At 36.4% G+C, this 12,470-nt stretch carries 13 protein-coding genes; 1 reads left to right on the forward strand and 12 read right to left on the reverse strand.

Translation table 11 applies throughout. The annotated features are described in order from the left end of the window. Positions 1 to 12: 12 nt before the first annotated feature. From B5E95_RS07095 to B5E95_RS07120, 6 genes are all read right to left on the reverse strand, one after another. Positions 13 to 228: a hypothetical protein gene (locus tag B5E95_RS07095; protein ID WP_014918111.1), complete on the reverse strand. Its 216-nt coding sequence runs from the start codon at positions 226 to 228 to the stop codon at positions 13 to 15. Between the two features lie 69 nt (positions 229 to 297). Next, positions 298 to 1,119, reverse strand: coding sequence for an alpha/beta hydrolase (locus B5E95_RS07100; RefSeq protein ID WP_087236027.1), 822 nt, complete (start codon positions 1,117 to 1,119; stop codon positions 298 to 300). After that, positions 1,091 to 1,876 (reverse strand): YibE/F family protein, encoded by a 786-nt coding sequence (locus B5E95_RS07105; RefSeq protein WP_087236029.1) that lies wholly within the window; start codon positions 1,874 to 1,876, stop codon positions 1,091 to 1,093. The genes B5E95_RS07100 and B5E95_RS07105 overlap by 29 nt, the downstream gene beginning before the upstream one ends. Further along, a complete protein-coding gene (locus B5E95_RS07110) occupies positions 1,873 to 3,006 on the reverse strand; it encodes a YibE/F family protein (protein ID WP_087236031.1) in 1,134 nt (377 codons plus the stop codon). The genes B5E95_RS07105 and B5E95_RS07110 overlap by 4 nt, the downstream gene beginning before the upstream one ends. 103 nt (positions 3,007 to 3,109) lie before the next feature. Beyond that, a complete protein-coding gene (locus B5E95_RS07115) occupies positions 3,110 to 3,850 on the reverse strand; it encodes a MerR family transcriptional regulator (protein WP_087236033.1) in 741 nt (246 codons plus the stop codon). A 27-nt stretch (positions 3,851 to 3,877) separates the two neighbouring features. Next, on the reverse strand, positions 3,878 to 4,960 hold the full coding sequence (locus B5E95_RS07120) for a D-alanine--D-alanine ligase family protein (protein WP_025005593.1): 1,083 nt from the start codon (positions 4,958 to 4,960) through the stop codon (positions 3,878 to 3,880). 154 nt (positions 4,961 to 5,114) lie between these two features. Between B5E95_RS07120 and B5E95_RS07125 the strand changes: the two genes are divergently transcribed. Beyond that, positions 5,115 to 6,350: a CAP domain-containing protein gene (locus B5E95_RS07125; RefSeq protein ID WP_143437046.1), complete on the forward strand. Its 1,236-nt coding sequence runs from the start codon at positions 5,115 to 5,117 to the stop codon at positions 6,348 to 6,350. Positions 6,351 to 6,387: 37 nt separating this feature from the next. Here B5E95_RS07125 and B5E95_RS07130 read toward each other — a convergent pair whose 3' ends face one another. The 6 genes from B5E95_RS07130 to B5E95_RS07160 form a co-directional block, all read right to left on the reverse strand. Further along, positions 6,388 to 7,125, reverse strand: coding sequence for an amino acid ABC transporter ATP-binding protein (locus tag B5E95_RS07130; protein WP_087236035.1), 738 nt, complete (start codon positions 7,123 to 7,125; stop codon positions 6,388 to 6,390). Further along, on the reverse strand, positions 7,118 to 8,602 hold the full coding sequence (locus tag B5E95_RS07135; RefSeq protein ID WP_087236037.1) for an ABC transporter substrate-binding protein/permease: 1,485 nt from the start codon (positions 8,600 to 8,602) through the stop codon (positions 7,118 to 7,120). The genes B5E95_RS07130 and B5E95_RS07135 overlap by 8 nt, the downstream gene beginning before the upstream one ends. A 125-nt stretch (positions 8,603 to 8,727) precedes the next feature. Further along, complete coding sequence (locus tag B5E95_RS07140) at positions 8,728 to 9,552, reverse strand: hypothetical protein (RefSeq protein WP_025005596.1); 825 nt, start codon at positions 9,550 to 9,552, stop codon at positions 8,728 to 8,730. A gap of 12 nt (positions 9,553 to 9,564) precedes the next feature. Then, entirely contained in the window at positions 9,565 to 10,248 is a 684-nt protein-coding gene (locus B5E95_RS07145; protein ID WP_025005597.1) for a TetR/AcrR family transcriptional regulator, read from the reverse strand. A 150-nt stretch (positions 10,249 to 10,398) separates the two neighbouring features. After that, positions 10,399 to 11,385 carry a ribose-phosphate diphosphokinase gene (locus B5E95_RS07150; RefSeq protein ID WP_056945545.1) on the reverse strand — a complete coding sequence of 329 codons (987 nt, stop codon included), beginning with the start codon at positions 11,383 to 11,385 and terminating at the stop codon, positions 10,399 to 10,401. A gap of 521 nt (positions 11,386 to 11,906) precedes the next feature. Then, the coding region (locus B5E95_RS07160) for an RNA-guided endonuclease TnpB family protein (RefSeq protein ID WP_143437565.1) at positions 11,907 to 12,470 on the reverse strand (564 nt) is incomplete at its 5' end.

The raw sequence follows: 12,470 nt of genomic DNA on the forward strand, positions 1-12,470 counted from the left end.
AGAACTCTTTTTTTATTGCTTCATTTTATGCTTTTTAACCAATGATGATATCCAACCACTAAAGTAAAACAACGTAATTAACACAAATTGCGCATCAATTGAATAAGCAAATAACTTAAAATTCAAGATCAAAGTAATGATCAGCCATACGCAATACAGCGCTTCAAATGGCATGATCAAGCGATCGATTTTACGATTCTTCAAAATAACGTGATAAATATCATGCATAGTTTCACCAGCTTTAATTTCATTTGTTAAGTACCAATTTTACCACAAAGCCGATGACTTAATGCTTTTCTACTCGCCCCATTCGCTTCTCAGCCACTCCATCGCTAAGTTAAACCAATGAGCCGCATGTGGATTTTCCTGCCATTCACGGCCCTTAGTTTGGACGTTATGACGTGCTAAAGAAAAGCCATGATAGCCATGATTGAATAAGTGTGCTTCAGTTTTGACATTATTCTTATTCAAAGCATCAATGTATTCAATGGAATTGCCAATCAAAACAACTGGATCATCCCAAGCTTGGAAAATAAATGTATCTGGTGTTTCACGTGTAACACCTAATGCACTATCTAATAATTCCGGTTCTACTGGCATCTTATCTTTTTGATCATCTGGGATTGGAAAACCAATTTTCTTAATATCGATCAATGGATAACCTAGAATCGTCTTATTAGGCAATACATCATCTTTGTTAAAACCATATTTACTTTGATAATCACTGCTTAAAGCCATGTTATTAGCTGAACTGACCACATGACCACCCGCAGAAAATCCAATCGTTAAAATACGTTTGGGATCCAAATGATACTCATCTGCGTGCTCTCTAAAATATTTAACCGTAGTAAGTACATCAAGACCAGCATCTGGATAAATTTTACCTGGATCTTGTACTAAGTTATATTCCATAACCACGCTATTAAAGCCTTGATTATTAAAAGCGAGTGCTACTGGTTCGCCTTCTCTTTTAGATAAATGATTAAAACTCCCACCTGGAACCACAATTGCTAAAGGGCGCTTTTGTTCCACTAATTCTGGATTTTGATCCAGCACATAAGTATGGATCTTAAATTCACGCTTATTAAAATTAGTTATGATTAGATTTTCTACTTTCATTTTTTAGTTCCTTCTTACTCATCCCTCTAGACAACATAAATGATGACAGAGGCACTGTTAAAATAACCCCTATTAAAGAATACATGATAATTAAGGCTTCATTAACAAAAAGTTTTTCATTAAGGACTTCACCAATCGTATAGTGCAAACGGAAATACCATAAAAACAGAGCTAAAAAGCTACCGAACATCCCAAATAAAATTGTGTTCATTGCAGTACCTAGCACGTCAGTACCAATGGCTGTACCGCTACTCATTAATTCTTCTTCGCTGATATTTGGATTATGCTTTTTAATTTCAAGTAAACCTGAACTCATCGCTACTGCTGCTTCCGCAATTGCACCCAAAGTTGAGAAAACTGCAACTGTAACAGCAATCATTGGATAATCTAATCCTGGCATTTGTGATAAACCAACTAATAATTCCCCTGCTTCTGGGCCAAGACCCGCAGCTTGAGCAAAATATTGGCATCCCCAAATAAATAGACTAATAACCAAACACACAATAAAAGCAGAATAAAATGAGTTTTTGGCAACTGTATAATCATGCGTACCTAAGAAAATGATCGTAACAAGTTTTAACGGAATAAAAATCAAAGTTAAAATTGCAATATTAATTCCCCAAGAAATCAGCATTGCTACCAAAATCAGCAATATGGTATTGATTAAAACACTAAAGAAACTCCGGATTCCCGTTTCTCCGCCAACAATTGTCATCAAAATAGCTAAAACAACAATTAATGCCATTAACGTACTCATTTATTCTCACCTTCTTTTTTAAACAAACTCTTCCAATCTCGATCCTTCAAGAAGAATAAACTGCATCCCGTCGCAAAGATAACCGTCAGCACGATCCCGATCGCAGAAATAACACTCTGTGTGGCTCCTAGTGACAGCGTAAAGCCAAAAGTAGAAGCTAAGGTATTGTTATCCCTTAAGTACAAAATCGTCTCAGGCAAAGCGCCAGCGATGAAGATCAAAACCAAGACATTGATCAATGGCCCCATGATTTCCTGTCCCATGGTTCGACCACTGTGTACTAATTGCCGAATAGTGATATCTTTTTTAGTTTGGATCAATTCATACAAACTAGAAATAATGTCGGTTGCCTCATCCATGACGGCACCTAAAATTCCGATCAAAGTCTGAGCTAAGAACAACCCACGAGGATCTTGCGTTGCATAATCTCCCGTTTCATATTTCATTTCTGATTCCCCAGTCACATGCATAATTACATAGCATAGAGCAAAAGAAACAAAAATTCCTAAAATAGTTGCTAACCAAGTTGCTAGCATTTTTTTATTAAATCCTTGAACAATCAATAAACTAAAGAATGACAAAACAATATCAGCTAAACCAAATAGCAAGATAATGTGTGCCCCATTTAGATGAACATCCCAAATAATGACTAAATAGAACAGTGCCCAGCTAATTGCCATAGAAATTACTAATGCAATTGAGTGCATCCCTGATACAGCGATCATTAATGCCACTGTAATTGTAACTACCATCACTAATACCCAATCTCGCTTTGGATTAACAATGGCAGGGTCTCCCTTTTTAATATTGACAAAAATACGCTGACCAGCACGATACTGCTGTGTCGTTAATTGAGAAGGATAATATACATTTTTAGTGGTATATTTTTCTCCTTTATGCTTACCAGATAATACTTTTAAATGTAGAATCTGTTGTCTAGTTTGATCCTGATTCTTATAAACATCCTCATTTTTTTCAATCAAAGTATCTTTAATCTGACTATCTGTAATAACCGCAACCTCATCCTTTTGATAAATATCAGTTGCAAAATAAGTTAATACTGTCAGAATAGCGCCAACAATTGCAGCAATCACTGCAGCTGTATAACGCTTTTTCCATTTAAAATTCAAAGTAACAACTCCCTATTTCTTTTTCATAGTTATTACTGTAAAACAAAAGGCAGCCCGATGTTAGGCTACCTTTAAATTCTTTACTTTTTTGTTTAATTCTTTTTTAAAACTTAAAGATTTTTTGCCACCAATGTTCCTTAGTTTCTGGAAGTTGCATATCTTCTAAGGTACGATGAACATTTGCAGTTGCACGTTTTTTAGCATTTTCCTTTGCTTTAGAAATAATTTCGTCATGCATTTCTTCTTGACTCTTCTGCATGTCTTCCTTTACTTCTTCGCGTTTTTCTGCAGCATCTTTTGGTTTTTCATCGTCATCATCAACAACACCAGAAATATCAGGTAAAGCGGCAATTTTATCGCTATTATCTTTTGGTGCAGCAAGTTGCTTTTGCGCTTCAATTAAATCTTCATTTTGTTTTTGAATGACATTTAATTGCTTTTGCAAAGAACTAATCGCCTCATTTTGATTTGAAATAGTCTTTTGCAAAGTATTCAAAAGCTTAACTACCTGCTGTGTATCCATCACATCGTTAGAAGTATAGCGAACAGGTTCTTTGACTTTAGGCTCTTCACCTTTTTCACTAACAGCATAAATTTGACGAGCCGCCTCTTGCAAAGTCAAGCCACTATTCTTGGACAAGTGATGGAAAGCCTTCAGATCGTCAATATCCTTTTGATGATATAGACGTGCTTTCTGCTTGGTCCGAGCAAAATAGTTTGAATTGCCCGTTACTTTTTCCACAATTAAAGAATATTTTCTCAGTGTGGCTACACTTATTCCTAATTCTTTTGCAGCTGCCTTAGGTGCAGCGAGTTCTTCAAAATCATGCTTATTAGTCGTCATTAAAATCTACCTCTATAAAATTCGGTATTAATCGTGCTTGTGAAGCAAAGTCTTCTTATGGTCAAAGCGTTCCATTCCTACTTCAATTAAACGCGTAATTAATTCAGTGTAAGGAACTCCTGCTTCTTCAAACAACTTAGGATACATACTGATATTAGTAAAACCTGGAAGGGCATTAACTTCAGTCAATACTACTTTACCACCTGGAGTAAGCATAGAGTCAATTCTAGCCATACCACTACATTCAGTAACTTCATAAACCTTACGAGCATTTCTTCTTACAGTGTCAATAATTTCTTGTGGCAAATCTGCAGGGATTTGTAACTTAGAAGTTGAATTGTCATCGTATTTGTTCTTATAGCTGTAGAATGAGCCTTTTGCATTGGTGATTTGTCCTACACCTGCTACAATTGGCTTGTCGTTACCGAGAACGGCAGTTTCTACTTCAGTACCAGGAACAGTTTCTTCAACTAATACCTTATCATCGTATTTAAATGCTTCTTTTAATGCTGCTGCATATTCATCAGCGTTAGTTACATGGCTAACACCAACTGATGAACCTTGGTTAGATGGCTTAACAAACATGTCACGACCAAGTTTTTCAGCAACCTTTTCATAATCAAGTTTATCATTATTTTTGTCATCGTATTCAAAGCGTTTAATTGCGATCCAGTCAGCAACAGGAACGCCAACCCTTTGAGCTAAAATTTTGGTAAATTCCTTGTCCATAGTTACAGCAGCAGCTAAGACATCATCACCAACAAATGGCTTATTCATCAAACGGAATAAACCTTGTAAAACACCGTCTTCGCCTAAGTTACCGTGAACAATAGGGAAAAAGACATCGATTTCTGGTAAGTTTTCTAATTCAATTAAATTAGAAATATTATGAACCTTGTGTGGGTTCTTTACTTGATATGAAGGATCTTCCAAAACTTTGAAACTTTCTTCTTCGTTTGCAAAGTAGCCTTCATTAGTAATCCAAATTGGGTGTACATCAAATTTTTCTTTATCGATTGCTTTATAAATGTTACGACCTGAAACAATTGATACTTCATATTCTGATGAGTTACCACCAAAAATTAATCCAACTTGTGTTTTTTTAGTCATTGTTTTATACCTCTTTTAAATGTTACCAAACCTTTATTATACGCAAAGAATACCAGAAAAACTTAAAATTATAGAATATTTTTCACTAAAGCCTTTTCACAATAGTTTATAATTAGTTAAATAGACTACAAGATCCTAGAAGGGAGTTAAAAATATGCTTCTACGGAAAATCTCGATCACTACAATTGCAGTGATTTTATGTGTGCCATTTATTGGACAGACTGCAAAAGGTGCAACTTTTACTACTCAAGAGATTAATGAAGTGCACAATTTTCAAAAAGAATACGGCAATCTCAATAAAACTCGCTATAATATTAAAAATATTTACGCTAAAAAGCCACATTTAAAGAAGAAATTTAATGCAGGAGCTTTAAATTCAAAATATATTCAAACACAAGTCGATTACATTAATTATTATCGTTCCCTATTTGGCTTACCAAATGTAACTGCAACCACTACTTTTAACAATAATGCTCAAAAAACTGCGGCAGTAATGGCTGCTATCAATGCTAATCCTTTTGTTAATCAACATGGTCTCCCTAGTGAGAAAAGACCTAGCTATATTTCAAAGGGAATGTGGAAATTAGCTAAAGATACTTCTGAAACATCAAATCTGAATTTCAACGTTTCACATCAATCTGCCGGTGACGTTATCACAGATTTAGTGACTGACCACTATAACTTAACTGGATCAGATACAGGCCACCGTGCTTGGCTTCTTTCAACCCGGTTAACCACTACTGGAATCGGAGCAGCATACGGCAAAAACGGCTATCGTTATTCGGTCCAAAAGGTGCTCAACACTAACGATATGTTTCGAGCTGCTAGTCAGCCTGTAGTTGCCTACCCTAGCATGCGATTATTTCCAGTAGAACTGGCTAAAGGGAATAAAACTGTTTGGTCAATTTATTTATCTGACAAGACTGTGAACTCCAAACCAGAAATATCTATTAAAGATTTAGATACTGGTATCACAACTATCGCTACTCACGTTAAAAATTATAGTTCTAGCGGCTATGGCAACTTTAAAACAATCATCACCTATTCACCAGCAAGTACACAAATTATAGCTGGACATGAATATGAGGTTGATATTAAGGGCGTTTATAAATATACCTTCAAGCTATTCAAGCAAGATGGTACTAACGATACTACTAATTACGCCACGGCTCCTGTAGCTCACCAATCCACCACTTCTTTAAGTAATAAAACGGAAGTGCAGTCACCTTTACTAAAGCAAAATAAAATTCTGCGTGCTGTTATTATGCCTAGGGCTGCAATTCTGCCAAATCAATCCAACAATTTACTTAATACTTTAGCTATAGACGGATGGCATCAAAATTTTTTTATAAGACAGTACGCATTCAAAAATCTCATCATCACAGAATGAAATAAAAAAATCCAAGCGTTTGCTTGGATTTTTTAGTTTATAAAACTTTGGATAAGAAATCTTTAGCACGATCACTAGTAGGATGACCGAAGACCTCTTCAGGAGTTCCTTTTTCTTGCAAGTAACCATCCGCCATAAACCAGATTTCATCAGCGACTTCACGAGCAAAGCCCATTTCATGGGTCACAATTACCATTGTCATCCCTGAATTAGCTAAATCTTGCATTGTCTTTAAAACTTCCCCAACCATTTCAGGATCAAGTGCACTAGTAGGTTCATCAAATAGCATCACTTCAGGATCCATCGCTAAAGCTCTAGCGATCGCTACACGTTGCTGTTGACCACCAGATAAACTAGCAGGAAATTGCTGCGCACGGTCAGCCAATCCTACTTTTTCTAAAAGCTCTAAGCCTTTTTGTTCAGCTTCTTTTTCACTGATACCTTTAACTTTCATTGGCGCAAGCTTTACATTTTCAATTACATTCATATTAGGGAAAAGATTGAAGTTTTGGAAAACCATGCCCATTTTTTCTCGTAATTGATCTAATTCTTTGCCATCTTTTAAACTAGCTAAATCCGTACCATCAAAAACAATCTTCCCAGCTGTAGGATGTTCCAATACATTTAAACAGCGTAAAAAAGTACTTTTACCAGAACCAGATGGGCCGATAATACAAATTACCTGCCCTTTATTTACGGTTGCTGAAATATCTTTTAATACTTCATTTTCACCAAAGGTCTTTTTTAAATGTTGAATATCAATCATTTTAGTCATTGTGTTTCATCCGTCTTTCGAAATAGTTAAGCAGTCTAGTCAAAGTAAAGGTCATGATGAAGTAAATAATCATCGCAATGAATAATGGCAACACACCACGGTAAGTTGAGGTTTGAATAAGTTCAGTTTGGTACATTAATTCTGTTACCCCAATTACGGAAACTAATGAACTGTCCTTAAGTAAAGTGATAAATTCATTACCTAAAGCTGGCCAAATATTTTTCAATGCTTGCGGGATAATTACATAACGGTATGCCTTGGCTTGACTTAAACCAAGAGATCTAGCTGCCTCAGTTTGACCCTTAGCAACTGAAGCAATACCTGATCTAATATCTTCAGCAACATAGGCTCCTGAGTTAAGTCCAATCGCAATAATACCAGCAACTAAGGCAGATAAGTTTGAAATAAGAGCACCAACACCAAAGTAAACGAACAGAATCTGAACCATCTGCGGCGTACCACGAATAAATTCAATGTAGCAAACCGCAATCCAGTGCAAAAGCTTGTTTTGTGATAAACGCATTAGGGCTAAAAGCATCCCCAATACGATACCAATTAAAACGGAGAAGACAGTGATAATAATGGTGTATTCGATCCCCTTAACAAAGTATGGAGCATATTTTGCCATTGTATTAGTCTTTTGTGCCGTCTTCATGTATTTTGCAGCTTCAGGCAAATACTTTTTGTTGATCAAATCATCTTTTTCAACGCGCTTAATTGTCTTATTAACTGCCTTCACTAAGCCGGATTGTCCCTTAGCAATAGCTACCGCGTTCCCAGCTTGTTCTTCACGTAAATCGCTTCTAACAGCCATCAAGCTATTGTCATTTTTAGCATATGCTTTAGCAGTTAATTCTTCCATTACCACGCCTGACATTTTGCCAGACTTCAAAGCCAAAACTAAGTTATTGATCTTGCCTAAACCCTTGGCTTTAGACTTCTTCATTTGAGACTGAATCAATTGATATTGAATACTCCCAGTTTGAGCACCAACAGTTTGACCAGCAAAGTCTTTAATCTTCTTATACTTAGCTTGATCGCGCTTATTAATTAAAAAATACTCACCACTTGGCTTGTAATAAATCTGTGAGAAGTCTACACTCTTTTTTCTTTCAGGATTTGGCGTCATAGCAGAAATAACCATGTCAACCTTGCCTGTTTCAAGCGCTACTAATAGAGAATCAAAGCTCATATTTTTAATTACAAGCTTAGCGTGCAGATCCTTGGCAATATCCTTAGCTAGTTCAATATCTACCCCTACATACTTGGTATTGCCATTTACACTAGTAGTAAATTCAAGTGGCGGGTAATCCGCAGAGGTGCCCACTACTAATTCTTTCGACTGCTTAATCTTTTTCATTACAGAGTCGCTTGCTACCTTTTTATCCGCGGCAGCAACTGGTTGATTAAACAAAAAAAGAGTCGAAATTATTGTAATGAAAGCAAAAAACAAATTAATAATCTTTGCCTTTTTCATAAAATTCGCCTATTCCTTCGTTAAATATACCTAAAATTTGTTAATTATTTTTTAATTATATACAGATACTTCGTTATTATGCAAGAAAAACCGTAATCATAGTTACATGATTACGGTTTCTAAACTTATTTAGTTGAAGTAGCTTGCCAAGGAATGGCACAAATAACATAAATAATTGCACCGACAATGACATATTCCAAGAAAACACTACTGCCAATTTCAAGAATTGAACCAAATTCAATGTTATCTACATCAAAAATTACAGGAACTAGCGCTAGTAACCCTGATATCAGAATTAGCCAAAATCCGGCCCACATTCCCGCAGCAGTTGCATTATGAATCAGCACTCGCGTTGAAGCCTTAGATTTCATGTCATTAATTAATGAAATCAGAGTAATAATAGTCACAATCACAATGATTACATTAACGATTAATAATAAACTAGCAATATTGGCACCAAGTGTCACAATATTTAAGTTAAATGCCTTAACAATTGCATAAGGAGCATTAGCACCTTGTTTTTTTAGTTTATTATTGATCACTTGTGCTCCACTTGAAGAGCCTTTATCAATTCCTTGATTAATATCCGTTAAAATCTGTTGAGCAAGACTTAAATTATTAACCTTAAACCAGTGAATGCCTAACGTATAATCAATTATATGGTCGGCAATTGGCTGGGTTTGTGCCTGTGCAAGTAGATTTGCGTCATCTTCGTCGCGAGCATTAATTACATCTGCCAAAACATCAAAATTTTTATTAACTTGGCGTACAATAACGGCTTGATTGTAACTAGTCCTGATTTGTTTTTTCATAAAAATAGGATTCAGAAAAGTTGCCGTTATCAATGTTAAAGCCGCAGCCAAAAAGATCACAAAAGCCATCATGCGTTTATACTGGCCAGCTTGTTCTTGCCCCATTCGTCGCAAATTGGCTCTTCTGCCTTCAACCATCACGATTCCCCTTTAGCTGAAAATTTCTTTACCTTCATCAAACATCGTATCAATTGCACGGTGAACAACTTCCATATCAGCTGATTCGATGATTTCATGTCCCTCTTTTAGAGCTTGATCAATTTCACGAGAAGAACAATGCAAGAAACTAAACATTAATGCACTCGTAGCATAGTCTGCAAGAGCCTCTGCTGATAAGTGGTGCTTCTTACGATCATGGTAAAGCCGTCCGATACCACTAGTTACAAATGCAATCCCCGTTTCAAGCTCGTCTTCATCAACATCAACGTCGTCAAATAAATGATTGATATTGATCCAATCATTAAGCATTACGCCCCAGTTATCCAGGGTTGCATTGCTGACAAAGGCTTCTGAAATAATTCGATCAAGACCTTCATCATGCATCCCTAAAATTGCAATAGTATAAATAAAAGCCTTAGTTCTTGCATATGGTGCATTACTATTAGCCATATCGTAATTATTTACTTGTTGTCCTAAAGTATTAAAAAGATTACGAATAATGTCATTAGTTAACTTGGCTTTATGAGGATAATATGACTGCAGCAGGGACTTTGAAATGCCTGATTTTTCTGCAATCATTTGCAAAGAAACATTATCCATTCCATTTTCTCTGATTAAATGAAAAGTATTGCCAAGAATAACTCTCCGTCTTTTCATATTTTTCCGTCGTGCCATGGTTATTCCCCTATCTTTCTCTTTCTATCTATACAACACAAATCAATTATACCAATCATTGCTATTTGTAAATAGTTTTATGACTTAAACTTAAATAAAAAATAATCCTCATACAGTTGAGGATTATTATATATCAATTATTTAATTTTTTTACTTTAAACGATTTTGTTCATCAAAAATTTGGTGAATTGAACGATCGTTATAAACGTAATCAATACCACGAGCAAGAAGTTGATCTACAGAAATACGAACCATTCTGTCTGGGTAACGATTATGCTTAATAGTATCAGTTACAACGATTTGTTCAATTGGCAATTCGTTAAGTACTTCAGTTGCATTCTTAGAAAGAAGTGCGTGAGTTGCAGCAACATAAACCTTCTTAGCACCTGCCGCCATAACTGACTTAGTTGATGATGAAATACGAGAACCAGTATCAATTAAATCATCGACGATGATACACTTCTTGTCTTTAACATCCCCAATAATATCGTGCACTTCAGTATCATAACGAGCACCACGTTGATCAACAATAGCGATTGGAGCGTTGAAATATTGACCAAAGTTACGTGCAAGCTTGGCACCTGAGTGATCAGGTGAAACAACTACGATATCATCATCTTCCTTAGTAGCAATACCATTATCTAAGAAGTATTGACCAAGAAGTGGAATAGCGTGCAAGTGATCTACTGGAACACTGTAGAAACCTTGAATTTGTGAAGCATGCAAATCAACTGTAATTAAACGATCCATACCAGTTAATTGAAGCAAGTTAGCAACAAGCTTAGCTGTGATTGGTTCACGTGAACGAGTCTTAGTATCTGAACGTGAATATGCTAAGTATGGAACTACCACGTTAATGGTATGAGCTGATGCACGGTGCAATGCGTCCAAGATAATTTCAAGTTCCATAAAGTTTTCGTTAACTGGATCTTGAATTGATTGAATTACAAAGACGTCACAACCTCTGACACTTTCACCAATATTAACTTGGATTTCACCATCGCTGAAGTGATGAACTGCAGTTTCAATTAATGGTTGACGCAAAATTGCAGCAATTTTTTCGTTTAATGCTGGGTTACCACCTAACCCGATCACCTTCATTGGGTGCAATAATTTATGGAGTTCTTCCTTGTTCATAGCTACCTCTTCTGAATAAAAATCATATACAGACCCATTATATACGAAAAACCTTCTCTGATAAATAAAAGAGGAGGTTCTTTATTGAAGATTTCTATTTTGATTTTGAATTTACGTAAATCTAATTCATTTGTCTTCTAGAAACAATGAACCAAACCAGCCCGACAATCGCTACCAATTCCGGCACTACTAAGTTCATGAAACTTAAACTTGAATTATGCGTTAAATAAAGCAAGCAAACTGCAGCAACTTCTATTGCGATAGCAACATCCCGTAAACTGACGGTTCTTGCTGCTTTTGTTACAAAGCCAACAATTAAACTAATGATGCCTAGAACAAGTCAACTACCCTAGACTGAAGTCTAGGGCTTAGTGGCTCGTTAGCTTACGCTAACCAGAACACTAACTTGCTTAGATACGGACTTGACTTACCAGCAGTAATCTTTTGACTATTGCCGATAGAGGTCGTCTAATTACCAAAGCCTTTTGAGTCCGCGAGTTGCTAACGGACTACAGCCTAGCTTAGGCTGCTTTTTTTATTTTAGGATTCTGCCACTTGCCTAATCCTTTTTCTAAGATGTTCACGGCCGCATTCCAATCACGAATATGGTGCGTTCGACAGATTGGGCAAGTCCATTCCCGATCCTTAAGGGTTAATTTCTTATAACCGTTTTGCCCCATAATACTGCCACATTGATGGCATCTTTGGGTGGTGTACTTAGGATCAATTGTTAGAAATTCTTTGCCATATAGATCTGCCTTATAAGCCAGCATGTTCAGGAAACTACGCCAGCCAACATCAGAAATGGCTTGAGACAAGGCATGATTCTTTAACAGATTTCTGCTTCTTAGTTCCTCGGCAACTACCAAATCGTGGTTTTTGATTAGTGCAGTTGAGAGTACTTGCAAGAAGTCATTACGCTGTCTTCTGATCTTGTCGTGCAGTTTAGCTACTACCAAGCGCTGCTTTTGATAGTTTTTTGCTAGCCGCAAATTGCGTCCTCCTTTTTTAGCCCGGCGCTGCCTGCGAGACAAGACACGTTGGGCATGGGCAAGCTTCTTTTTTGCTTTACAGTAAAAACGTGG

The sequence above is a fragment of the Lactobacillus gallinarum genome, from assembly GCF_002160635.1.
In the GTDB taxonomy this organism is placed as follows: Bacteria; Bacillota; Bacilli; order Lactobacillales; family Lactobacillaceae; genus Lactobacillus; species Lactobacillus gallinarum.